This is a genomic window from Aquirufa antheringensis (assembly GCF_023921165.1).
Classification (GTDB): domain Bacteria; phylum Bacteroidota; class Bacteroidia; order Cytophagales; family Spirosomataceae; genus Aquirufa; species Aquirufa antheringensis.
On the sequence record NZ_CP049835.1, the window covers coordinates 2325038 to 2351292 of the forward strand.

Below are 26255 nucleotides of genomic sequence, written 5' to 3' on the forward strand. Positions count from 1 at the left end.
AATAAATCTAAACAACTAAAATAAAGGCGTGTTTCTGATTAAACTTTCTTCCAAAGAGATAAAGGTTTCTGTCCGTTGAATACCTGTAACGCGCTGAATCTTATCATGTAATACTTCGCGAAGATGTTGGGTGTCACGGCAGATAATTTTAGCAAAGATGGAATAAATACCGGTCGTATAATGGATATTGACCACTTCAGGGATTTGTTCCAGCTGTTTGGCCACATCTTCATATAAACTACTTTTATCCAAATAGATGCCTAAGAAAGCGGTTATATCCCACCCTATTTTCGAATAATCAATGAGCAATTGAGCCCCTTTTACAATTCCCAAAGATTCCATCTTTTTCATCCGTACGTGAACCGTACCACCTGAAACATCTAAGCGAGAACCAATTTCCGTGTAAGGCAAATTCGCATCTTTTACTAAAATTTCCAGTATTTTATAATCTAGAGGATCAAGCTCAAACTTCTTTTCCATTGAATTTTCGTAATTATTTCAGGTTCGAATTAAAAATTATGCAAAAAAAGACATTTATTTTTGAAAATTTTTGAAAAATTAAAAATCTCCTTTTATATTTGTCCTACTAATTATTGCAAAGGTAATAATTTTCACTGTAGGGTGATGAAATTGGCAGACGTGCCCTCCTGTCTCGGGGGTGGTGAGTTCAGGATAAACGCTTCATAATGGGTTGACCACTAAATCAGTTCTGTGTCGCGGCTAACTGCACCTTGGAGGTTCGAATCCTTCTCCTACAGCATTTTAATTAATTTGGTTTTTAGTTTGTTGATGAAGTGTAATGTTAAAAGCAATCTTATTTTAGGATTGCTTTTTTTATTGACCTGTAATCTATATATTTGATAGACGAACTAGTTTTAAATAACCTTAACCCCTAAATTATGTCATTAAGATTAGGAGACATTGCACCAGACTTCAGTGCAGACACCACATTAGGCCATATTAATTTTCATGAATTCATCGGTGATTCTTGGGTATTATTATTCAGCCATCCAGCCGATTTCACTCCTGTATGTACCACAGAATTAGGTAAAACAGCTCTTTTAAATGGTGAATTCCAAAAACGTCACGTGAAGCCTATCGCTATTTCAGTAGATAGCTTAGAATCCCACAATAAATGGGTACCAGATATTGAGGAAGTAAATTCAGTTAAAATGAATTTCCCTATTATCGCTGATCCTGAGAAAAAGGTGGCTTTATTATATGATATGATTCATCCGAATGCTTCAGAGAAAGCAACCGTTCGTTCGGTTTTTGTCATTGGACCAGATAAGAAAATCAAATTGACACTTACGTACCCTGCTTCAACAGGGCGTAACTTTACTGAAATTTTGCGTGTGATTGATTCCTTACAATTAACAGCGAATTACCAAGTGGCAACACCGGCTGATTGGGTCAATGGTGACGATGTGATTATCGTGCCAGCGGTATCGAATGAAGATGCGGTAGCTAAATTCCCTAAAGGCTTCACTTCTGTAAAACCTTATTTACGCAAAACACCTCAACCGAATTTATAGTAGGTAGAAACTCATCTTAAATGCCAAAATTCATTACTGGTGGATTTTGGCATTTTTTATTTTAAAACCGTATTTTTGTAGCTCATTAATATAATCCGCATGTTATCAACGATTAATTTTACTTCTACCACTGCCTACAAGGCACTCTTATCTGATCAAACTCGTTTAGCTTCCACTACCATCGCACAATTATTCGCTGGCGATTCCAATAGGCAAGCTACCTATAGCCAAACATTTAATGGTATCTTCTTCGACTATTCAAAGAATCTAATCGATGAAAAGAGTTTTCAATCTTTAATTCAATTAGCCAAAGAGTGTGGTTTAGAAGAAGCCATCAAGGCGCAATTTTCAGGGGATAAGATTAATCAGACAGAGGGACGTTCCGTATTACATACAGCCTTAAGAGCTAAATCATCCGCTTCAGTCAAAGTAGATGGAGAAGATATTATTCCTAAGATTCAAGCGGTTAAAGCACAGATGAAAGAATTTTCTGAGAAAGTTATCTCAGGTGCTTGGAAAGGATTTTCTGGCAAGGAAATTACGGATGTAGTAAACATTGGTATTGGTGGTTCTGACTTAGGTCCCGTCATGGTGACTGAAGCCTTGAAACCGTATAAAACACGATTAAACGTACATTTTGTTAGTAATGTGGACGGAACCCACATTGCAGAGACATTAAAGAAAGTTAATCCAGAGACAACCTTATTTTTAATTGCTTCCAAAACATTCACCACGCAAGAAACGATGGCAAATGCCTTCTCTGCTCGAGATTGGTTCTTAGAAGCGGCTAAAGATAACGCGGCTGTTGCTAAGCATTTTGTGGCTTTATCTACAAATACAAAAGCGGTGGCTGAATTTGGTATTGATACTGCGAATATGTTTGTGTTTTGGGATTGGGTAGGCGGTCGTTATTCTTTATGGTCTGCGATTGGATTATCTATTTGTTTATCCGTTGGATATTCACACTTCGAGGCACTATTAGCGGGTGCTGAAGCTATGGATAGTCATTTTGCTTCAGCTTCCTTTGAGACTAATATTCCTGTTATTTTAGGATTATTAGGTATTTGGTATGTCAATTTCTTCAACGCGCCTACACACGCTATCTTGCCTTATGACCAATATATGCACCGTTTTGCTGCCTACTTCCAACAAGGAGATATGGAATCAAATGGAAAGACGATTGATCGTACGGGCAAGCGTGTTAACTATGCAACAGGTCCAGTTATTTGGGGAGAACCAGGAACTAACGGTCAACACGCCTTCTACCAATTGATTCACCAAGGAACGCAATTAATCCCAGCTGATTTTATTGCCCCAGCAGTAACGCACAATAAAATAGGTAATCACCATACTTTATTGATGTCTAATTTCTTTGCGCAAACAGAGGCATTAATGAATGGAAAGTCGAAAGAAGTAGTTGTTACTGAATTGCAGAAAGCTGGCTTGAGCGAGGCTGAGATTGAGAAATTAGCACCATTTAAGGTGTTTGAAGGAAATAAACCTACTAACTCATTCCTGGTAAAACAAATTGATCCAGCTACCTTGGGTTCTTTAATTGCGATGTACGAACACAAGATATTTGTCCAAGGAGTTATTTGGAACATCTTTAGCTACGACCAATGGGGTGTAGAATTAGGAAAGCAATTAGCTAATTCAATTCTCCCTGAATTAGAGAATGAAGAGAAAATTAATTCCCACGATTCTTCTACGAACGGATTGATCAATCAATTCAAGGCTTGGAGATAATTAGACTTTTAACAAAGCAGTCATTTCAGAGATGGAGAGCAGGTTCTGTTCTCCATTTTTCATATTCTTTACATTCGCTTTACCTTCTTTCAATTCCGACTCCCCTATCACCGCTACATAGGCGATTTTTTTCTTGTCTGCGAATTCGAACGACTTTTTGATTTTGGCAATATCTGGATAAACTTCCGCTGGAATTCCTGCTTTGCGTAATTCATTGGCCATAACTAAACTAGCTTTGCGTCCTTCTTCATCGAAGTAGGTAAACAGAATGGCACTTGCACTAGTTGCAATTTCAGGGAAAAGCTTTAATTCTTCCATGACATCCAAAATACGTTCGATACCAAAAGAGATTCCCACGCCAGACATATTAGGTAATCCAAAGGAGCTCGTTAAATCATCGTAACGTCCACCTCCCACAATGGAGCCAAAAGGAAGGTCTACTGCTTTTCCTTCATAAATCAACCCTGTATAATAGCTTAAGCCACGGGCTAATTTATAATCGAAAACAAGATTATCCGAAGAAAAACCATTGGTCTCAGATAATGACAAAACCTCTTTAATCTCTACTAAACCTTGTAAACCCATGGTATTCGTATTAAAAAAAGCGGTTAATTTGGCAATTTTCTCTTCATTCGATCCTTCGAATAAAACTAGATCTTTAATAGCAACCGTTTTCTCTTCCGTAAATCCATTCTGAATCAATTCCTTCGCTACATTCTCCCAACCAATCTTATCCAGTTTATCTAAGGCAACGGCAAATGACACAAAACGGGCACTTTCCCCAAGGCTATCTACAATACCAGCTAATATTTTACGGGAGTTTATGAATAAGTTTACCCGAAGCTTCAATGAATTGAAAATCGATTGAAATAAGGCAATAAGCTCTGCCTCATTTACTAAGGAATCAGAACCAATAATATCGGCATCGCATTGATAGAACTCGCGGTAGCGACCACGCTGTGGACGATCAGCTCTCCATACTGGTTGGATTTGATAACGTCGGAAAGGAAAAGCTAAGTCATTGCGATTCATAGCTACGAAGCGGGCAAAGGGTACCGTTAGATCGTAGCGAAGACCTTTTTCAGAAATTTTAGAAGTGAATGATTTAGAACCAGCCTCGATATCTGAAGTCGACACTTTGGACAAATAATCACCGCTATTCAAAATTTTAAATAATAATTGATCACCTTCCTCACCATATTTACCCGTCAAGGTAGACAAGTTCTCAATAGCTGGCGTTTCGATTGTTTGAAAGCCAAATCCTTGAAAATGAGTCTTTATGATGTCAAAAACGTAATTCCGTTTTGCCATTTCTGTAGGACCAAAATCCCTTGTACCTCGTGCGTTTGCTGGTTTCTGCATATTTCTAAAAAAACAAATTTAATTAATTATGCTATAATATTTTTGATAATAGTCGATTTTAGCTATTTTTGCAAACCAAATTATCAAAGACATGGCAGTAACTAGACTAAAACGTAAAGACAGAAGAAATAAAGCAGTAGCTAACAACAAGGTTGCGGCTATCAAAATTTTAAAAGCAAGACCTATCATCAAGTTAGTTGATGTAGAAGCTATTAAAGCTAGCTTTGCTAAATAAGAATTATATTCTTTATATTTAAACCGGTTTTTGCCGGTTTTTTTATGCTCAATCCAATCCTATTCAACTATGAAAAAGACATTATTTGCTATCTCAGCCCTACTTTTAGGTTCAACAACGTTAACACTTGCGCAAGATCATCGTCACGTAAAAGTAAATCCAACAAACCCGAATGACACGGAATATTGGGAGCCAAGCATTACTGTGGTAACTCCTGGTGCCATTCCATCCGATGCGATCGTTCTATTTGATGGAAAAAATTTAGACAACTGGGAATCAGCAAAAGATGGCTCTCCTGCAGCTTGGAAAGTAGCTGATGGAAAAATGACCGTTGTAGGTGGCAAGGGAAATATCTCTACAAAAGAAAAATTCACGAACTATCAATTGCACATCGAATGGCAATCGCCTATCGAACCAGAGACATTAAAAAGCCAAGGAAAAGGGAATAGTGGGGTATTTATGCAAGGTATGTATGAAGTTCAAGTGATGAACTCCTATCAAAACCCGACTTACCGCAACGGTCAAGCAGGCGCAATATACAAGCAAACACCTCCTTTAGTGAATGCTACTTCTAAAATGGGGGAATGGAATACCTACGATATCATTTATACCGCTCCTGTATTTACTACGAATGGGGGAATTGAGACTCCAGCGTACATAACAGTGATTCACAATGGCATTGTAGTGCAAAACCACACCAAGATTCAAGGAACGACTGAATATATTGGACAGCCTTTGAATCCAGTTCACGGACCCGGACCTATTAGTTTACAGGACCATGGAAATGCAGTAAGCTTCCGTAATATTTGGTTAAGAAAAATGTAATTAATTTCTTAATTTTGAAGGGAAGGTTTTCAACATAAAAGCCTTCCCTTTTTTTGTTTCTATGAAATACATCATTAGCTGGGTTTTACGATTTATCCCGAGAAAATTCATTCAATTATTTGCCCACAGACTTATCAAAATATACAGTATTTTCTTGACCGGAAATAAAGTTTATTGTCCCGTTTGTGACCATTCCTTTCGTCATTTCCTGCCCTATGGCCGGTTAACTCCGCGTGAAAATGCCCTTTGTCCTTCTTGTTTAAGTTTAGAGCGTCATCGTTTAATGTATTTGTATCTGAAGAATGAGACGTCCTTTTTTACAGAGAAGCCTAAATTATTACATATCGCTCCGGAATATTGTTTTATTGAACGTTTCGAGAAGCATTTAGGTGATCAATATATTACAGCTGATATCGAAAGCCCTTTGGCTAAAGTGAAAATGGATTTACATGATATTCCATTCGAAGACAACACATTTGATGCCGTGTTCTGTAATCACGTTTTAGAACACGTTAAAGACGATGTCCGTTGTATGCAGGAAATCAGAAGGGTATTAAAACCTACAGGTTTTGCTTTATGCCAAAGTCCACAACGATACGATCTGGCAACGACCTATGAAGATGCCAGCATCACAGATCCACGGGAACGCGAAATTCATTTCCTACAAGATGATCATTTGCGCATCTATGGACGTGATTATGGTACACAATTAGAAAAGTCCGGATTTACGGTAGAACCTGTCAATCTAATTGAGAAATTAGGTTTGAATGAAAGCCAAAGAATGGCATTGCCACTAGAAGAGATTATTTACGTTTGTCGCAAATAAGATGAGATATACTCCATTTTCAGCTGAATTATTTAAAAAGAATCGGGCCAAATTGTACGCACAATTACCCCCTAAATCCATCGTGGTTGTTAGTTCAAACGACATCATGCCCACGAATGCCGATGGGACGATGGGATTCAGACAAAACAGTGATTTGTTTTACTTATCCGGTTTAGATCAAGAAGAGACCTTTTTGATCTTGTATCCGGATGCTCCAGAAGCACAGTGGCGAGAAATTGCTTTTGTTCGGGAGACATCTGAGTTAATTGAAATTTGGGAAGGACATAAATATACCAAAGAAGAGGTGACGCAGACTTCCGGGATTAAGAATATCCAATGGTCGTCTAATTTTGAATCACTTCTAAAAACCTTAGTTTACTCTGCAAATCATATCTATTTAACTGATAATGAGCATTTACGTAATGCTTCAGTCGTTCAGACGCAGAATGCTCGCTTAGGCAATACCATCCGAAAGACGTATCCTAATCACGCCATAGGTCGCCTCGCTCCTATTTTGAGTGATTTACGCATGCTGAAGGAGCCTGAAGAATTGCAAGCCTTGCAAGTCGCTTGCGATATAACAGATAAAGGATTTAGACGCGTATTAAATTTCACTAAACCAGGTGTAACAGAATACGAGATAGAAGCGGAATTCATTCACGAATTCACACGCAATCGATCACAAGGCTTTGCTTATACTCCAATTATTGCTTCTGGTGCTAACGCGTGCGTGTTACATTACATCGACAATGCACTTCCTTGCAGGGACGGAGATATGCTTTTATTAGATGTGGGAGCTTCCTATGCTAATTACAATGCGGATATGACGCGTACGATTCCAGTAAATGGTCGTTTTAATCCTCGTCAAAAGCAAGTATATCAAGCAGTCCATGCTGTATTAAATTATGCTACCGAAATCATGCAGCCGGGTGTGTTTTGGGTAGATTACCAAAAAGAGGTCGAGCGCTTCATGGAAGGCCAATTAATTGATCTTGGTTTATTTTCTCGTGCTGACGTAGAAAAACAAAATTCGGCTAATCCACTGTTTAAGAAATACTTTATGCACGGAGTGGCGCATCATTTAGGTTTAGATGTGCATGATGTTTGGGATAAATACAAACCTTTTCAAGAAGGAATGGTTCTTACCTGTGAACCTGGTATCTATATCCAAGAGGAAGGATTAGGAATAAGATTAGAAAACAACTTAGTCATTCAATCAGGTTCGAATATCAATCTAATGAAGAATATTCCGTTGGATTGGGAGGAAATTGAAGATTTAATGAATCAATAAAACGGGTTAAATGCCTTGTTTTGGCTATATTTGTAGCTTAGTTTATGGGGAAGCCCTAAGGAGAAATAATTCTATATGAAACACCTGCGTAATTTTTGCATCATTGCCCATATTGATCACGGTAAAAGTACTTTGGCCGATCGATTAATTGAATTCACCAATACCGTTCAAAAGCGCGATATGATGAATCAATTGCTCGATGATATGGATTTAGAGCGCGAACGCGGCATTACGATTAAATCTCACGCCATTCAAATGCAATACCCTAAAGATGGGGAATTGTATACATTTAACTTGATTGATACACCTGGACACGTCGATTTCTCCTATGAGGTATCCCGTTCTATTGCTGCTTGTGAAGGCGCCTTATTAATTGTGGATGCATCACAAGGTATTGAGGCGCAGACGATTTCCAATTTATACTTGGCTATCAGCCACGATTTAGAAATTATCCCAGTCTTAAATAAAATCGATTTACCGGGAGCTATGCCGGAGGAGGTTTCGGACCAAATCATTGATTTAATCGGATGCAAAAAAGAAGATATTATTCACGCCTCCGGTAAGGAAGGAATTGGTATACAGGATATTTTAGATGCGGTTGTAGCTAGAATCCCTGCTCCTAAAGGAGAACCTGAAGCGCCCTTACAAGCCTTGATCTTTGACTCTACGTTTAACTCTTACCGCGGCATTGAGGTTATTTTCCGAGTGTATAATGGAGAAATCAGAAAAGGTGATAAAGTAAAATTCATTAATACGGGTAAAGAATACTACGCGGATGAAATTGGTACGCTGGGATTAGAACAAGAACCCAAACAAATCATTAAAACCGGTGACGTAGGCTATCTGATTTCAGGTATTAAAGAGGCGAAGGAAGTAAAAGTGGGTGATACGATCACACACGTGGCAAACCCTACCCTTTCTGCGATCCAAGGTTTTGAAGAAGTAAAACCGATGGTTTTCGCCGGTATTTATCCAGTAGAAACATCGGAATTTGAGGATTTGCGCGATGCAATGGAGAAGCTTCAGTTAAATGATGCTTCTTTAGTATGGGAGCCTGAGACTTCTGCTGCCTTAGGATTCGGATTCCGTTGTGGTTTCTTAGGCATGTTACACATGGAAATTGTGCAAGAACGCCTAGAACGAGAGTTTGATATGACGGTGATCACGACGGTTCCATCCGTTAAATTCAAAGTGATCACTACGGCTGATGAAGTATTATGGGTTTCTGCTCCTGCTGATTTACCGGAACCGAATTTGATTAACATCATCGAGGAACCCTATATTAAGGCACAAATCATTACCAAATCTGAGTATACGGGGGTCATCATGAGCCTTTGTATGGATAAGCGAGGTATTTTGGTGAATCAAATCTACTTGACGACGGATCGTGTTGAATTAACGTTTGATATGCCCTTATCTGAGGTCGTATTTGACTTCTTTGATCGCTTAAAGACAATTTCGAGAGGATACGCTTCCCTAGATTACGAATACAAAGATTACGAGCCAGGTGAAATGGTGAAGCTTGATATCATGTTAAATGGTGACAAAGTGGATGCTTTATCAGCTATTGTACACCGTGATAAGGCGTATGACTGGGGTAAACGTTTATGTGAGAAATTACGTGAATTAATACCGAGACAGCAATTTGAAATTGCGATTCAAGCGGCGATTGGGCAGAAGATTATTGCTCGTGAGACGGTGAAGGCGTTGCGTAAAGATGTTTTGGCCAAATGTTATGGTGGTGACATTTCTCGTAAACGTAAATTATTAGAGAAGCAGAAGAAAGGAAAGAAACGGATGCGCCAAGTCGGTAACGTAGAAATTCCACAAGAGGCATTTATGGCCGTTCTTAAACTAGATTAATACGGAATAATTATCACATAAAATTTTTAAAAACAGGGTTTAAAGCGTAATTTTAAACTTTCAAACAAAATAAGATGGCTGAAATTATTAGAATGCCCAAGATGAGCGACACGATGTTAGAAGGTGTGATCGCTAATTGGCTTAAAAAAGAAGGTGACGTTATTAAATCTGGAGACATTATTGCGGAAGTCGAGACAGACAAAGCAACGATGGAACTAGAGAATTACGAAGACGGTACTTTATTATATATTGGTGTAAAAGTAGGCGAAGCAGTTCCTGTAGATGGAATTATTGCGATCGTAGGTACACCAGGTGAAGATTATTCAGCACTATTAGCCGCACCAGCTGCAGCCACATCTCCTGCTCCCGTAGCATCTGAACCTGTTGCCGCAGCGGCTGCTCCAGTAGCGCAAGCGCCAGCTGCAACTCCTGCCATTGATTTAAGTGGTGTGAAAGCAGTGGCAGTTCGCATGCCTAAGATGAGTGATACCATGATCGAGGGTGTCATCGCTAAATGGTTAAAAGCGGTGGGTGATGTCATCAAGAATGGCGATATCATTGCAGAAGTAGAAACGGATAAAGCAACGATGGAATTAGAGAACTATGAAGATGGTACTCTATTATATATTGGTGCAAAAGAAGGACAAGGTGTCATTGTAGATGGTATTATTGCCATTGTAGGTGAGCCGGGTGCTAATTTCCAGTTAATCTTGGATGCAGAAGCGGCTCCTAAAGCAAGTACTCCTGCACCAGCGCCAGCAGCTCCTGTAGCTGCTCCTGTAGCAAGTGCACCAGCGCCTGTCGTTACTAAAGCGCCAGTGGTGGAAGAAAAAACAGCTTCAAAACCAGGTGCAGAATTGAAGGCTAGTCCTTTAGCTCGTGCTTTGGCAAAAGAAAAAGGATATAACTTAAACTGGATCACGGGAACGGGTGAAGGTGGACGTATCACGAAAGCAGACGTGGAAGAATACAATCCTAATTCAGGTGGCGCAAATGCGAACTTCACCGGAGGAGTAGAAAGCTTCGAGGATATTCCGAACAGCCAAATGCGCAAAACCATCGCACGTCGTTTATCAGAATCTAAATTCAGTGCTCCTGAATTCTATCTAACGATGGAAATCAACATGGACAAAGCAATGGAAGCACGTGTGAGCATGAATGAAACATTCCCGGTGAAGATTTCATTTAACGACATGGTGATTAAGGCTACTGCCCTATCTCTTGCGAAACACCCGAAAGTAAACTCTTACTGGATGGAAGATCGTATCCGTGTCAACAAGCATGTACACATCGGTATGGCAGTTGCTGTTGAAGACGGTTTATTAGTTCCTGTTATCCGGTTTGCATCAGAAAAGTCAATCGCACAAATCTCTGCAGAAGCTAAAGATTTAGGCGCTAAGGCTAAAGGTAAATTATTACAACCGAAAGATTGGGAAGGTAACACATTTACGGTTTCTAATTTAGGTATGTTTGGTATTGATCAATTTACTTCCATCATCAACTCACCGGAGTCTTGTATTCTTGCCGTAGGTGGAATTAAAGAAACGGTAGGTGTGAAGAATGGCCAATTCTATGCCACCAACATTATGAAATTAACATTGACTTGTGATCATCGCGTGGTAGATGGTGCTACAGGAGCTGCGTTCCTGTTAACCCTGAAACAATACCTAGAGGACCCAATCAAAATGTTTTTATAAAATTGATTCTGCAAGCCTCGAATAACCTCGAGGCTTGCTTTTTTTAGATTAAATACGATGAGCACAAACAATATCAGAATTGCGGTACAGAAGTCAGGACGCCTTAGCGATGACTCTTTGAAATTATTCAAGGAGTGTGGCATTAAGTTTGAGTCCGGTGGTTCTAAGCTTCGTTCTATTTCGAGCAACTTCCCGATTGAATTTCTATTCCTACGTGACGACGATATTCCGGGTTATGTGGAAGATGGTGTAGCTGATTTAGGTGTTGTTGGTTTAAATGTGTTAATGGAACATACGCGAAAAGTGGATGTGGTCAAAGAATTAGGCTTTTCTAAATGTCGCCTTTCATTAGCTATCCCTCGTGGTGAGAACTATACGGATTTAAAACAGTTCGAAGGAAAAAGTATTGCGACTTCGTATCCGAACCTAACAAGTCAATTCCTACTCAAGAACGGTGTTAAGGCAGAAATGCACGAGATCTCAGGTTCTGTAGAGATAGCCCCTTCTATCGGACTCGCAGAAGGCATATGTGATATCGTTTCTACTGGAGGTACGCTACTAAGCAATGGCCTTAAAGAAGTGGCTACGGTTTTCCAAAGCCAAGCCGTGATGATCGCAAACGCGACCTTATCATCCGAGAAGCAGGCCATTTTAGATAAACTATTATTTAGAATAGACTCGGTTCAAAGAGGCCAAAATGCGAAATACGTAGTTTTAAACGTACAAGAACAAAACATTGATAAAGTGACCGCTCTTTTACCGGGCATGAAATCTCCTTCGGTCTTGCCATTAGCTACGAAAGGCTGGTTCTCATTGCATTCGGTGATTGAGGAAAATGACTTTTGGAATATCATTGAAAACCTGCGTGATGCAGGTGCTGAAGGTATTTTAGTTTTACCAATTGAAAAAATGATTCTCTAATCATGTTTACACAAATCAATTATCCTTCTCGTATAGATTATGCAGCTATATGTCAGCGTCCAGCTTTAGAGCAGGGACAATTAGATGCCTTAATTTCTGACGTTTTTAGCCAAGTTAAATCGAAAGGCGATCAAGCCTTACGGGAATTAACTGCTACCTACGAGAAAAGAGAGATTACAGATATACTGTATACGGCCGCAGAAATGGAGGATTTAGCCTCAAAAACAGATATAGCATTACAAAAGGCAATCGATCATGCCTATGCTAATATTTATGCCTTTCATGCAGCACAAAAGTTAGAAATCAATAAAATTGAAATTAATCCGGGTGTAGTTTGTTGGCAGAAATCAACAGGCATAGATAAAGTGGGTATCTACATTCCCGGAGGAACAGCTCCCCTATTCTCTACCGTGTTGATGTTGGCCATTCCGGCTCGTATTGCTGAATGTCAGGAAGTGGTTCTTTGTACACCTGCTACTCACCCTGCTATTTTCTACGCTGCAAAATTATGTGGCGTAACGAAGATGGCTAAAGTGGGCGGCTCACAAGCTATTGCCGCATTGAGCCTAGGAACGGAGAGTGTTCCTTCTGTTTATAAAATCTTTGGCCCAGGAAATCAATACGTTACGGCGGCTAAAATGTATGCTAACCGATTAGGCACAGCGATTGATATGCCGGCTGGACCATCTGAGGTAGCTGTCTATGCTGATCACACGGCTAATCCAGCTTATATCGCTTCCGATTTGTTATCGCAAGCAGAACATGGTGCGGATTCACAAGTCATATTAGTGAGCACGTCATCTTCTATAGTTGAAGAAACGATGGAAGCGATCCGTATTCAATTAGCTGAGTTACCTAGAAGAGACTTAGCTGAAAAAGCCCTAGCTAACTCTAAATTTGTCTTAGTAAATACTTCATCTGAGGCGATAGACTTATTAAACGAGTATGCCGCAGAACACTTGATTTTGGCTTGTGATTATGCGGAAGAATTCTCAGGGCACATTAGAAATGCTGGATCGATCTTCTTAGGACATTATACTCCCGAATCTGCAGGTGATTATGCTTCAGGAACTAATCATACGTTACCTACTAATGGATTTGCAAGAGCTTATTCAGGAGTTAATTTGGATTCGTTTACGAAGAAAATCACTTTGCAGTCGATCACTAAACAAGGTTTAGAGCAATTAGGTAAGACCATTATTGATATGGCTGAGGCAGAATCATTGCAAGCTCACGCGAATGCCGTTAAAATTAGATTAAGCTAAGTATGAATTTCGAAAACTTCATATTACCCCATATTTGGAACTTAAAGCCTTATTCATCAGCACGAGATGAGTTTAAAGGGAAGGAAGGCATATTTTTAGATGCGAATGAAAATCCGTTAGGTTCAGGCGTTTCTGAGAACTGGAATCGCTATCCTGATCCGTTACAATTAGCCATTAAAGATCAGTTAGCCGCCATCAAATCGTGTTCTACGAATCAAATCTTCCTGGGAAATGGATCTGACGAGGCTATCGATTTACTCATGCGTATGACATGTCAATCAGGTGTCCACAACATTATATTGTGCCCTCCTACGTATGGCATGTATGAGGTGAGTGCATCGATCAACCATATTGAGCAGCGTAAAGTTAGCTTAAGCAAGAATTATCAATTAGATGTGGAGGGAATATTACAGACGATTGATCAAAATACTCGTTTGCTTTTTCTTTGTTCACCTAATAATCCGACCGGGAACAAATTGAAACGTTCGGATATCTATACGCTAATTGAATCCTTTAAAACAGGTTTTGTCGTCATTGACGAAGCATATATCGATTTTTCAGATGAACCTAGTTTCATTTTAGAATTAGCGAAATACCCTCAGGTCATTGTGATGCAGACGCTTTCCAAAGCCTATGGATTAGCTTCCTTGCGATTAGGAATGGCCTTTGCACATCCCACCCTTATTCAATTATTAAATAAAATAAAACCTCCCTATAATATTGGAGGAGCAACACAGGAGATTGTTTTTAAAGCCTTAAAAAACCCTTCATTTAAGAATGATTCTGTTCGATTAATTTTGGCAGAGAGAACTCGGCTTGTAGACTCTTTACAAAACATTCCAGATATCATTCAGATCTACCCATCAGATGCTAACTTCATTTTAGTTCATTTCAAGCGTGCTACTGAGTTATTTAATTACTTAATTGAGTCCCAATTAATCACTAGAAACAGAAGTTCTGTCGCCTTATGTGAAGATTCTATTCGAATTACGATTGGGTTATCAGAAGAAAACGATAAATTAGTTCAACTAATTAAACAATTCTATTCTGCATAACATGTTAAAACGCTTTATTCTATTCCTATTCTTATTTTGTAGCCTGACTTCGGTTAAGGCACAGATCAAAGATTGGGCAGCTGGTTTTAGAGTGGGAGAACCAGGTGGATTTATGATTAAGCGCTACCTACCTAATGGAAAAAATGCGGTTGAAGTTAATTTTGGGACGTATGGAGGGCTTTGGGGAACTAATCGCTCATACCAAAATGGGTCATTTCAGAATATTGGTTTTTCTATTAGTGCCCTGTATTTATGGCACCGTCCTACCCTAGTCAATTCCGATTTACATTATTATTATGGGGCTGGCCCGCAATTTGTATCCAGAAATCTTTTCTCCGATAATTCAGTTTTTCCTGAAACAAAACGGGGATTAGGTGCGGCAGGCATCGCTGGCTTAGAATATTTTCCGATTGATGCGCCTAATCTATCTTTTTTTGCGGAGTTAGGGATGTATTCAGAAATACTACCTAACCCATTTTTCCTGCACATCCAAGGTGGTGTGGGAGTTAAGGTCAATTTTTAATGGGGATGTAGCTCAGTTGGCTAGAGCGCTTGCATGGCATGCAAGAGGTCGTCGGTTCGAGACCGATCTTCTCCACATTTACAGTCGATCTTTAAAAGATTCGTAACCGAATGATTTCAGCAGATGGAAATCCCCTTGAAAATCTACCTTACCTATACTAGGTAAATTTACTCCGTTAAAAGTTGTCGTTTTTACCATCGTATAATGAATCATATCTTCTAAGATAATTTCATCACCGATTTGCAATTCCTTCTCGAACGAATAATCTCCATAAAAGTCACCCGCAAGGCAGGTCATTCCACCAAAACGATACGTAGGCTTTCCTGCTTCAGGCTCTAAATTCGCTCCTCTTATCCGTGGTTTATAGGGCATCTCTAAAGTGTCTGGCATATGAGCTGCAAAAGAGACATCTAAAATAGCCACCAGAATACCAGCAGACTCAACTATATCTAAAACAGTTGATTTTAAAAAACCTGTTTGCCAACCTACGGCAGAACCCGGTTCTAGAATAATCTGCAGATTTGGGTATTTTTCTCGAAAACCTTTTAATAATCCAATTAAATGTGTGACATCGTAATCCGCTCGAGTAATCAAGTGTCCACCACCTAAATTCAACCATTGTAAGCTGGGTAACAAATCCCCAAATTTCGCTTCGATAACCGCAAGCGTACGTTCCAATACAAAGGAATCATTTTCACATAGCGTATGCGAATGTAAACCCTCAATTCCATCCGGTAAATCGCCTAAATCAGAACGACGAATACCTAAACGCGAGCCTGCCACACAAGGATTGTACATATCTGTTTCCACTTCTGCATACTCCGGATTAATACGTAAACCACATGAAATTCCTGCAGCGTGTGCACGATCCTTAAAGTGATGGTATTGATTCAGTGAGTTAAAGGTAATGTGACCAGCATACGAGGCTAATTCAACCCAATCTGCTTCTAAATAAGCAGGAGAATACACGTGAGGTCTAACACCCATTTCCTCAAAAGCTAAACGCGCTTCATGTAGGGAACTGGCTGTTGCACCTGCTAAAAACTGCTTTACGAGTGGAAATTCATGGTAAAAAGAAAATCCTTTTAATGCACAAATAATCTCTATACCTGCTTCTTCTTGAACTCGCTTCAAAAGTGCAAGATTTGCAACCAATAAATTTTCCTCCAATACATAACAAGGAGATGGAATCGAAGGATAATAGGTCATTTTAGTATTCGTGAGGTAAAGTGATGTTATGTTGTTCCTCCCAAGGTAAACCATGGATGTTCAATAATTCCATGAAAGGATCTGGGTTAAATTCTTCCACGTTAAATACGCCTGGAGCAAACCAAGAACCATCAATCATTAAAGAGGCCCCAATCATCGCAGGAACACCCGTCGTATAACTAACTCCCTGTGCTTGAACTTCCTTATAGCAATCTGCGTGGTGGCAGTTATTCCAAACGTAATAAGTTGCTTCTTTCCCCTCTTTGATCCCCTTGATTTGGCAACCAATCGAAGTTTGGCCTGAATAATTCTCTCCTAAGGTTCCTGGCTCTGGAAGAACCGCCTTTAGGAATTCCAAAGGAACAATATCCATCCCATTAAACTTAATAGGTGAAATAGAAGTCATTCCTACATTTTGTAGAACTTCTAAGTGCGTTAAATAGGCTTGACCAAAGGTCATCCAGAAACGCGCACGCTTTAGCGTAGGGAAATTCTTCGTCAGTGACTCTAATTCTTCATGGTAAAGCACATAGGATTCTTTTGGTCCAATATTCGGATAATCGATGGGCTTGTGAATCGACATCGGTTCGATCTCAATCCATTCGCCATTCTCCCAGTATTTACCTTTCTGCGTAATCTCGCGGATATTAATTTCCGGGTTAAAATTAGTAGCGAATGCTTTTCCGTGATCTCCTGCGTTACAATCGATGATATCTAGGTAATGCATCTCATCGAAATAATGCTTGTTTGCATAAGCCGTATAAACACCTGTCACACCTGGATCAAACCCACAGCCTAACAAAGCCATTAATCCGGCTTTCTTAAACTTCTCTTGGTAAGCCCACTGCCATGAATATTCAAACTTAGCTACGTCTTTAGGTTCGTAATTCGCGGTATCTAAATAGTGAACACCTGCCTCAAGACAAGCATCCATAATGGTCAAATCTTGGTAAGGTAAAGCCACATTGATAACTAAGAATGGCTTTTCCTCATTGAAAAGAGCCACTAATTCCGGTACATTATCTGCATCCACCTGACGTGTTTTCACGGCAGTAGGCAAACCTATCGCAGCACACTCAGCGGCAATGGCATCACATTTTGATAAAGTACGAGAAGCTAAAACGATCTCAGAAAAGGAAGCAGGATTCATCGCGCATTTCTTTACGACTACATTACCCACGCCACCAGCACCAATAATTACAATTTTTTTAGACATAGCATTTTAAAAAGAAATGCAAAAATAGAACATCAATGCCTAAAAACCATATTAATTTTTAAATGGACGAATAATTTTGACGATACGATCGAGCCAAAACTTTTGGTACAACAAATCCTCTCGAACGCCGTACGTGGTACTCGCATGAATAAAGCTAATAGCGGGTTGGTCTTTGGTCACTAAACCGACGTGATTAATGAGCCCCACTTTCCCCGTTGCAAAAAACACCCAATCCCCCAACTGAACGTCTTTCAACCTAATTTCTTCCCCAAATTTCGCTTGATCCGAAGAAACACGAGGGATAGAGAAATCATTAACGGCGTAGGATGTGAATAATAATCCAGAACAGTCCATCCCCTTTTTATCCATGCCGCCCGTTTTGTAGGGAACTCCTTTAAATTTTTTCGCCTCTTTCACGATAGCTTTAATTTCAGAGCTACTATAATACGAAGAACCTGATCGGTGAAAAATTCTCTTTACAAATGAGCAAGAATCTAAAATCAACACTAAAAAGGCGAGGTAAAGTAAACGCTTATACATAGACTAATTCTTTCGTTTCAATATAAATTAAAACTCCTTGTGTCACCTGGTATCCCATTTCCACTAAAGTTTGTTTATAGCGTTGTATTTGCCCCTGGTGTTCCGGCTTTTGTTTCCCCGTTTTAAAATCAATCACTTGTAAAGCCTCTCCTATTTTATTAACCCGGTCTGGGCGAATAATTTTTCCGTCCGGGCATAATAAATCAACTTCCTTAAAGGCTAAAATATCTTTTACGAAGAAGTCACGCACTTGCTGAGATTCAAAAAGGGCATCTAAAGAAGATACATCCACCTTTGATTTCGCTCTCACCTGTGACCATGCCTCCATATCAGGCAATTGAGCTAATAAATCATGCAATTGATTTCCTATTTCCCGTTTTTTAGAAGCGGAGGTATACAAATCCGATTTAGCTGAATTCACCCTAAGTGAAACAGGGGCATTGACACCTCCTAAACGTATTTGAACCTTTTTCTCTAGGTCAAATGTTACATCATGCGTTAATGACGGAATGACTGATTCGTTTGAAAATGTAAAATAGGCAGTTTTCCAATCTGTTTCTGTCTTTAAATAAAGAGGCAATTCGGTTGATTCAGATAGCGTTTGCGCATAATCATAGACTAATCTGCCCACGGAATTAGTATAAGTGGAAATAGTCTTCGTGTGCATATCAGGCTCTGGGACAGTAAGTAGCAGATGCAAGGATTGTTTAGGTCGTGTGGTTGCGACGTACAACATATTTAACGCATCTAGAAAAATGGCTTCTTTTTCCTTTTTTGTTTGTAGTGCCAAAGTAGGAAAAGCCAAAACCTCCGAGGAGGTCACTCTCCCATATATATGTTTTAAGCGTGCTATTTCACCCATACCTAAATCTTCCGATTCCTCCTCTCCCATTTCATACCAAATCTTCTCTGAATCAGCTTGGAATGTCCAATTGACGAAAGGCAGAATGACCACGGGATATTCTAAACCTTTGGACTTATGAATACTCGAAATAGTAACGGCATCCGCTTGGTTAGAACTAGTAATACAATACGAATTTCGGTTTAGATTAAAATGAAGCAGGAATCCAGCCACCAATTTGTCCTTCAAAAGAACATATTCATTCAAAATATCTAAAAACTTCCAAACATACTCCTGACCTGTGCTATCAATCAAAAGATCAAAAGCTGCAACCACATCATACACCCAACGTAAAAGATCGGAAAATGCAGGCACCTCCATTCCCTTACTTAAAAAATACTGTTCAGCTTTTTCAAAAGCGTCACCTGCTAATTCTTCCAGATAGGTTAAATCCAAAGCCGAAACCTCCTGTCCCTTAATTTCAGCATATTGATAGATCACTTCATACAAATAAAGCGATTCTTTAGGATGCTCTTTCAGAGCTAAAAAAGAAAGGATGAATCCTACAACAGGTGAATAATGGACTAAAAGAGAGTCTGATGAAATAACAGGAATTCCTTCTTCTTTTAAACGCAAGGCTAAATACCTTGCATGTTTATTCTTTCGCGCCAAAATAGCGATGTCTGCATACCTAAATCCAATATGTCGATTATGTCTGATCAAATTCATCACCTGCTCAAACATAAACTCATTTTCTGGTTCTGTAAACCCAAAGTTCTCTTGAGATTTATGGTATACGATTAAATCAACCTTACCGTTAAAATCAGATGAAGCCACTTTCGGATTTTGCTTTAAATTAGCTCCATAAAGAGGCTCTATTAAATGGCACAAGGTTAAAACTGATTCATTCTCCACTAAAGAATGGTAAAAACGATTATTAAATTCAACTATCTCAGTGGCACTTCGGTAATTATCATTCAGGGCTTTAGGGCCTATTTGGTTTAATAAATAATCAAATCGTTGTTCATCAAGCGAGTCCGCTACAAAATGGTCAGAAACTAAAGATACATCCTGAGTGGCTAAAGAAGCAATCAAGCTAACTTCCCCTCCCCTAAACTTATAAATTGATTGCTTTGCATCCCCTACTAATAAACTACGTTTCCCCACTGATGTAGCATTCTCCACTAAAGGCATAAAGTTCTTCCATTGCAAAATGGAGGTATCCTGGAACTCATCAATGAATATATGGAAATAGCGATCGCCTAATTTCTCATAGATAAACGGAATGGGATCCTGTGAAATCACTTCGTACACCCGTTTAGAAAATTCAGAAATGGGAATTGCGGAATTTTCTTGTTGATAAACCCGCATTTCGCGTTGAATTAGATTTAACAAGGCAAGCTTCTTTAAATCCTTCAAAACCCAATGCAAAAAACGATACCGTTTTACATACAACGACTGCAAGTCAATGAACTGACTTCCTAAATCACCTAATTCAGCTGCATGCTGCTCAATTATAGCTTTATCTGCACCAGTTGCTTTAGCTGAAGTCCACATATTTGCCTCAATCGCTTTCTTAAAATTAGCATAAGCTTTATCGGCTATCTCAGGATTACGCAAAAAGGATCGCATATTTCCCACTGGACCGGTCCCTCCATAATAATAGAAGGCATCCGGTAAACCAAGCGAATCTATAATCCTTATAAAGGATTCAGCCGCCCCTTTCACTTCTTGTAACATCTGTTGAAGTAAGCCGCGTAATTGATCTTCTAAACGAAGAAAATCACTGACTTGAAAAAGTGATAGATTCGGCTCAATCGCTAAAAACTTCTCTTCTAACGAAATCTTTAGAAAACCATGCAAACTATCCCGCATTCGATTCCAATTCCGTCCTTCCGCTATTTCTTGATTCGCAAACGATAAAATTAATTCGCTCAGTTCGGCATCTCCCGTACTATTTACCTGATCTAACAGCCGATTAATTAATTCATGAATCAATCCATTGGAATCTAATACTACCTCATATTGACTAGGGAGATTTAATTCATCAATGAAGGAGGCACTGAGTCTTTGGACAAAAGAATCAATCGTCATCACGGAGAACAATCCATAATCTTGAAGGATTTGTTGCAAGGTGGTACCCGCCCTCTCCGCTAATTGTTCTTTTGTTAAATGAATACCGTCTTCTGCTAATTCGGATTGCACCTTATCTAGAATCGCTAAAACTTTTGATTGTTCAGCAGAGGATGTATAAGTGAAAGTGGGATAATCTGCCATTCCTGCTAAAAATTGCAAAATTCTTTGACGCATTTCTTCCGCCGCTTTGATCGTAAAGGTGACGGCCAAAATCCGACGGAAATATCCCTTCGATTCCACCTCTGAGAGCGCCATCTTGATATACTCAATCGTCAAGGTATAGGTTTTACCTGATCCGGCTGAGGCAGAAAAGAGGGTGATTTGTTGAGGTTTCATCGAAATTCTATTAAGAATGCAAGATAAAATAAAAATAGGATTAATTCGGTATGCTTTTATTTACCTATCTTTGTTTCCCGTAACCAAATCAACAATTCTTTCAATGTCTGGTAAAGGGAATCCCAAGAAATCCAAGTTCATTTTTGTTACGGGTGGTGTAACAAGCTCGTTAGGAAAAGGCATCATTGCCTCGTCTTTAGCGAAGCTACTTCAAGCGCGAGGTCTAACCTGTACAATCCAAAAGTTTGACCCTTATATCAACATCGATCCAGGCACCCTGAATCCATATGAACACGGCGAATGCTATGTAACGAATGATGGGGCCGAAACAGATCTTGACTTAGGCCATTACGAGCGTTTTTTAAATACGCCTACTAGTCAAGCAAATAATATCACAACTGGTCGTATTTACCATAATGTGATTACCAAAGAGCGTCGTGGGGATTACCTAGGGAAAACCGTTCAAGTAGTTCCTCACATTACCGATGAAATTAAGCGCAACATTATGCTCTTAGGCGAATCAGGTAAGTTTGATATCGTCATTACAGAGATTGGTGGTTGTGTAGGTGATATCGAATCCTTGCCTTTCATTGAGGCTGCGCGTCAATTAAAATGGGATTTAGGAGAGAAGAACACTTTATTTATTCACTTGACCCTAATTCCTTATTTAGCGTCTGCAGGTGAATTAAAAACTAAGCCTACCCAACATAGCGTTAAACAATTATCTGAGTCAGGTATTCAACCAGATATCTTAGTTTGCCGTACAGAACACCCACTTCCTCAGGAAATGAAGAAGAAAATTGGTTTATTCTGTAACGTATCGGAAGCCGACGTAATCGAAGCGCGCGACGCGTCTACGATCTATGAGGTTCCATTATTAATGAAAGAAGAGCGTTTAGATAGCCGTGTTTTATACAAACTAGATATCTATAACGATAAAGAATCGAATTTAAAGAATTGGACATCCTTCCTTTCTAAACTTCAAAATCCCAAGTTTGAAATCAACATTGGTTTAATTGGAAAGTATGTAGAATTAAAAGATTCTTATAAATCCATTGCAGAGGCCTTTATTCACGCTGGAGCCGCTAATGACATTAAAGTAAACCTTCAATGGTTGTCTTCAGAAACGATGGACTCGGAAGATTTATCTGAAACTTTGGCGGGATTAGATGGCATTTTAGTGGCACCAGGTTTTGGTGAAAGAGGTATTCAAGGAAAAATTAACGCAGTGAAATATGCCCGTGAGAACAAAATTCCATTCCTTGGAATTTGTTTAGGTATGCAATGTGCAGTCATTGAGTTTGCTAGAAATGTTATGGGCCTAACAGAGGCACATTCATTTGAAATGAACCCGGAAAGTCCTGATCCCGTTATTAACTTAATGCTAGAACAAAAGGATATTTCTGAAAAAGGCGGTACGATGCGTTTAGGCTCCTATCCTTGTAAGATTGAAAAAGGAACTTTGGCCTATAAAATCTACGGAAAAACATCCATTCAAGAGCGTCACAGACATCGCTATGAATTCAACAACGATTACTTAGACCAATTCCATAAAGCGGGATTAATTACTTCTGGTATTAATCCTGATTCCAATTTAGTGGAGATCGTGGAAATTGAAAATCATCCTTTCTTTGTGGGTGTTCAATTTCACCCAGAATATAAATCGACGGTTGAAAGTCCGTCTCCCCTATTTGTACAATTTGTTAAGGCAGCGCATCAACACGCTGTTCCATTCATCAAAAATTCAAAATAAGTAATCATGGATAGAAATTCCATCACGGGTATTGTATTAATTATGGGTATGCTGTTAGGCTACCAATATTTCTTTGCCCCTAAAGAGGTTCCTGCAGTAAAACCAAACGTAGTTACTCAAAAAGCCATTATCCCTAAGGATACTGCCAAAATAGTACCGATTGATTCTAGCATTAAGCAAGAACAAATCTTTACCTTAGAGAACAAGGATATCATCGTTAAGGTATCTTCTAAAGGTGCTAAGCTAGTAACTGTTCAATTAAAGAACTACAAAACCTATGCTAACTTTAATGTCGGAAAATCAGACGGCTTGTATTTGTACAATACTGCATCAGATGAATTTAGCATTGAATTACCCACTACAGCAGGAAAGGTTAAAGTGGCAAATCTCGACTTCAAAGGGGTTCAAACAGGTAATAAAGTAACTTTCTCTGGGGCTTTAGCTAATGGGCAAATCATTTCATCTAGCTATACTTTACCTGAATCAGGTTTCCTGGTAGACTACCAATTAGATGCTAAATCAGTGACCTTAACGGGCGGCGACTATTTCATTCATTGGAAAGAGCAAGTTCATCAATCAGAGAAAGATATTACCGAAGAGCGTAAAGCTACTATTAATTATTTATTGACCGAAGATGAGGAATTTGATTACCTATCAGAAAACCCTAGCTCCGTAACGAATGAGAATTTAGATCAAAGCACTAAGTGGATTAGTTTTAAAAAGAAGTATTTCTTAACGGGATTAATTCCACAGGGATTCACTTTCAAGTCTGCAGCTTTAACAGCAACGCCTAATTTGACAGATTCTGTCAATATTAAAACCTTAGATGCGCAGATTATTGCTTCAGCACAAGATTTAGGAGCTGGAAAATCAAACTTCACTTTCTACTTTGGACCTAATGACTATTCGATTGTTAATAAGGTTGAGGCACCTAATTTTGGTAAGAACGTCAAACTAAGTTATGATTTCTTATTGCCGATTACGAAATACATTTTCGTTCCATTATTCGGATTCCTAGAAAGTTTGTTTTCGAATTACGGTTTGTTAATTGTTGTTTTAGTCTTAATCATCAAGACCGCATTATTGCCCTTAACGTATAAATCTTACGTCTCTATGGCTAAGACGCGTATTTTAGCTCCTGAAATCGCGGCGATTAAAGAAAAGATCGGGGATGATGCAGCGCGCGTTCAGCAAGAAACCATGAAATTATACGGCGAGGTGGGTGTGAATCCATTAAGCGGATGTATTCCCGTATTAGCGACGATGCCTGTTTTAATGGCGGTATTCATGTTATTCCCTAATTTGATTAACCTACGCCAAGAATCATTCTTATGGGCCAACGATTTATCTACGTATGATTCATTCTTAAATCTACCATTCAACATTCCGTTCTATGGTTCACATGTTAGTTTATTCTGTTTGTTAATGACAGTTTCACAGCTAGCTTACGGTTATTATAACAACCAAATTACACCAGATCAACCGGGTCAACCGATCAACATGAAAATGATGGCCTATGTTACGCCAGTTATCTTCATGTTCGTAATGAACTCCTTCCCTGCTGGGCTAAGTTTCTACTATTTCGTATCGAACTTAGTAACGATCGGTCAACAACTAGCGATCCGTAAATTTGTGAACGAAGATAAGATCAAAGCTTTATTAGACGAAAATCGCAAGAAAATCGCCGCTGGAGGAGGTCCTAAGAAATCTAAGTTCTCTCAATACCTTCAAACACAATTGAAGACTATGGAAGAGCAACAAAAAACTACCGCTAAAAATCCGAAGAAGAAATAAGATGACTACCCTAAGCGCAGCCTATTTTGAGAGAGCCAAAGAATTAATTCCAGGTGGAGTTAACTCTCCTGTTCGTGCCTTCAAATCAGTAGGAGGAAATCCTGTGTTTATCAAATCAGCTAAAGGAGCTTATTTACATGATGTTGATGGTAATTCCTATATTGATCTAATTGGTTCTTGGGGACCTATGCTCTTCGGACAAGCACATCCGGGAATTGAAGAGGCTGTTCGTGGAGCCTTAAGTAATGGATTTTCTTTTGGTGCTCCTACTTATAACGAGGTATTGATCGCAGAGAAAATCATCTCCATGATTCCTTCCGTTGAAAAGGTTCGTTTAGTGAATTCTGGAACGGAAGCAACGATGGCGGCCATTCGCTTAGCTAGAGCTTACACAAAACGGGATAAGATCATTAAAATGGAAGGCTGTTACCATGGTCATGGGGATTCTTTCCTAATTGCGGCTGGTTCTGGCGTTGCCACCTTAGGAACCCCAGATAGTCCAGGAGTGACCGTTTCAACCGCTAGAGATACCTTAACGGCTGTATATAACGATTTAGAGAGCTTAGAGAACCTTTTCAAAGCTAATCCAACTGAAGTAGCCGCAATCATCGTTGAGCCTGTTGTGGGTAATATGGGATTAGTTATACCCCAAGAAGGTTATTTAGAAGCTGTTCAGAAAATGTGCCAACAATACGGGGCCTTACTTATATTCGACGAAGTGATGACGGGATTCCGTCTATCAGCAGCCGGATACCAAGGACTGGCTGGAATTCAACCTGATTTAACCACCTTAGGAAAAATTATCGGTGGAGGACTTCCGGTAGGTGCCTATGGCGGCAAAGCTGAGATCATGGATATGATAGCTCCTGCTGGTCCTGTTTACCAAGCGGGAACGCTTTCAGGAAATCCATTAGCAACGACGGCAGGTTTAGCCATGCTAAACCTAATAACCGAAAATCCGGGAGTATATGCCGCTCTAGAGCAGCGGGGTTCAGCCTTAAAAGAAGCTTTAAGTGCAGATTTGAAGACATTAGGTCTTAATTATACCATTAACCAAATCGGCTCCATGTTTACTTTGTTTTTTACTGACAAAGCCGTAAACAATTTTAGTGATGCTAAAACATCAGATACTGCCCTATTTGGTAAGTATTTTAAAGGTATGCTGGACAAAGGTATCTATTTACCTCCCTCTCAATACGAATCGTGGTTCTTATCAGCTGCCTTAGGGGATTCTGAATACGATCAAATCATTTCAGCTAGCAAAGAAACACTTCGTTCCTTATAAG

General features: G+C 39.4%; 21 protein-coding genes and 1 tRNA gene. 16 read left to right on the forward strand and 6 right to left on the reverse strand.

The window, feature by feature from the left end:
- Positions 1-15: 15 nt before the first annotated feature.
- Positions 16-480, reverse strand: coding sequence for an Lrp/AsnC ligand binding domain-containing protein (locus G9X63_RS10515; protein WP_130896730.1), 465 nt, complete (start codon positions 478-480; stop codon positions 16-18).
- A gap of 419 nt (positions 481-899) precedes the next feature.
- Here G9X63_RS10515 and G9X63_RS10520 point away from each other — a divergent pair, with 419 nt between their 5' ends.
- Together G9X63_RS10520 and pgi are read left to right on the forward strand one after the other, a co-directional pair.
- Positions 900-1535: a peroxiredoxin gene (locus G9X63_RS10520; protein ID WP_130896731.1), complete on the forward strand. Its 636-nt coding sequence runs from the start codon at positions 900-902 to the stop codon at positions 1533-1535.
- 99 nt (positions 1536-1634) lie between these two features.
- Positions 1635-3281, forward strand: coding sequence for a glucose-6-phosphate isomerase (gene pgi, locus G9X63_RS10525; RefSeq protein WP_252622945.1), 1647 nt, complete (start codon positions 1635-1637; stop codon positions 3279-3281).
- Here pgi and hisS read toward each other — a convergent pair whose 3' ends face one another.
- Complete coding sequence (gene hisS / locus G9X63_RS10530; RefSeq protein WP_252622946.1) at positions 3282-4643, reverse strand: histidine--tRNA ligase; 1362 nt, start codon at positions 4641-4643, stop codon at positions 3282-3284.
- A gap of 91 nt (positions 4644-4734) precedes the next feature.
- Here hisS and G9X63_RS10535 point away from each other — a divergent pair, with 91 nt between their 5' ends.
- From G9X63_RS10535 to G9X63_RS10585, 11 genes are all read left to right on the forward strand, one after another.
- Complete coding sequence (locus tag G9X63_RS10535; protein ID WP_201737843.1) at positions 4735-4878, forward strand: hypothetical protein; 144 nt, start codon at positions 4735-4737, stop codon at positions 4876-4878.
- A gap of 69 nt (positions 4879-4947) precedes the next feature.
- Positions 4948-5703, forward strand: a complete 756-nt coding sequence (locus tag G9X63_RS10540) for a 3-keto-disaccharide hydrolase (RefSeq protein ID WP_252622947.1) — start codon at positions 4948-4950, stop codon at positions 5701-5703.
- A gap of 61 nt (positions 5704-5764) precedes the next feature.
- Positions 5765-6529, forward strand: a complete 765-nt coding sequence (locus tag G9X63_RS10545) for a class I SAM-dependent methyltransferase (RefSeq protein ID WP_252622948.1) — start codon at positions 5765-5767, stop codon at positions 6527-6529.
- A gap of 1 nt (position 6530) precedes the next feature.
- Positions 6531-7820 (forward strand): aminopeptidase P family protein, encoded by a 1290-nt coding sequence (locus G9X63_RS10550; RefSeq protein WP_252622951.1) that lies wholly within the window; start codon positions 6531-6533, stop codon positions 7818-7820.
- A gap of 75 nt (positions 7821-7895) precedes the next feature.
- Positions 7896-9683 (forward strand): translation elongation factor 4, encoded by a 1788-nt coding sequence (gene lepA / locus G9X63_RS10555; protein WP_130896737.1) that lies wholly within the window; start codon positions 7896-7898, stop codon positions 9681-9683.
- Positions 9684-9757: 74 nt separating this feature from the next.
- Positions 9758-11380, forward strand: a complete 1623-nt coding sequence (locus G9X63_RS10560) for a 2-oxo acid dehydrogenase subunit E2 (protein WP_252622953.1) — start codon at positions 9758-9760, stop codon at positions 11378-11380.
- 57 nt (positions 11381-11437) lie between these two features.
- Positions 11438-12301 (forward strand): ATP phosphoribosyltransferase, encoded by an 864-nt coding sequence (hisG, locus tag G9X63_RS10565; RefSeq protein ID WP_130923308.1) that lies wholly within the window; start codon positions 11438-11440, stop codon positions 12299-12301.
- A gap of 2 nt (positions 12302-12303) precedes the next feature.
- Positions 12304-13566, forward strand: coding sequence for a histidinol dehydrogenase (hisD, locus tag G9X63_RS10570; RefSeq protein WP_252622955.1), 1263 nt, complete (start codon positions 12304-12306; stop codon positions 13564-13566).
- A 2-nt stretch (positions 13567-13568) separates the two neighbouring features.
- Complete coding sequence (hisC, locus tag G9X63_RS10575) at positions 13569-14621, forward strand: histidinol-phosphate transaminase (protein ID WP_252622957.1); 1053 nt, start codon at positions 13569-13571, stop codon at positions 14619-14621.
- Between the two features lies 1 nt (position 14622).
- Positions 14623-15144: a hypothetical protein gene (locus tag G9X63_RS10580; protein WP_252622959.1), complete on the forward strand. Its 522-nt coding sequence runs from the start codon at positions 14623-14625 to the stop codon at positions 15142-15144.
- A gap of 1 nt (position 15145) precedes the next feature.
- Positions 15146-15219 (forward strand) — tRNA-Ala (locus G9X63_RS10585).
- Between the two features lie 3 nt (positions 15220-15222).
- Here the strand turns inward: G9X63_RS10585 and nspC are convergent.
- From nspC to G9X63_RS10605, 4 genes are read right to left on the reverse strand one after another with little or no spacing between them, the layout of a single operon-like run.
- Entirely contained in the window at positions 15223-16353 is a 1131-nt protein-coding gene (nspC, locus tag G9X63_RS10590) for a carboxynorspermidine decarboxylase (RefSeq protein WP_252622961.1), read from the reverse strand.
- A 1-nt stretch (position 16354) separates the two neighbouring features.
- Positions 16355-17569 (reverse strand): saccharopine dehydrogenase family protein, encoded by a 1215-nt coding sequence (locus tag G9X63_RS10595; RefSeq protein WP_252622963.1) that lies wholly within the window; start codon positions 17567-17569, stop codon positions 16355-16357.
- Between the two features lie 51 nt (positions 17570-17620).
- Positions 17621-18109, reverse strand: coding sequence for a C40 family peptidase (locus tag G9X63_RS10600; RefSeq protein WP_130923302.1), 489 nt, complete (start codon positions 18107-18109; stop codon positions 17621-17623).
- Positions 18102-21422 carry a UvrD-helicase domain-containing protein gene (locus tag G9X63_RS10605; RefSeq protein WP_252622965.1) on the reverse strand — a complete coding sequence of 1107 codons (3321 nt, stop codon included), beginning with the start codon at positions 21420-21422 and terminating at the stop codon, positions 18102-18104. The genes G9X63_RS10600 and G9X63_RS10605 overlap by 8 nt, the downstream gene beginning before the upstream one ends.
- Before the next feature lie 103 nt (positions 21423-21525).
- Between G9X63_RS10605 and G9X63_RS10610 the strand changes: the two genes are divergently transcribed.
- The 3 genes from G9X63_RS10610 to hemL are packed head-to-tail and all read left to right on the forward strand — an operon-like array spanning position 21526 to position 26254.
- A complete protein-coding gene (locus tag G9X63_RS10610) occupies positions 21526-23175 on the forward strand; it encodes a CTP synthase (RefSeq protein ID WP_130896747.1) in 1650 nt (549 codons plus the stop codon).
- Positions 23176-23181: 6 nt separating this feature from the next.
- Positions 23182-24969 (forward strand): membrane protein insertase YidC, encoded by a 1788-nt coding sequence (gene yidC / locus G9X63_RS10615; protein ID WP_252622967.1) that lies wholly within the window; start codon positions 23182-23184, stop codon positions 24967-24969.
- Between the two features lies 1 nt (position 24970).
- Positions 24971-26254, forward strand: coding sequence for a glutamate-1-semialdehyde 2,1-aminomutase (hemL, locus tag G9X63_RS10620; protein ID WP_252622969.1), 1284 nt, complete (start codon positions 24971-24973; stop codon positions 26252-26254).
- The last annotated feature ends 1 nt before the right edge of the window (position 26255 follow it).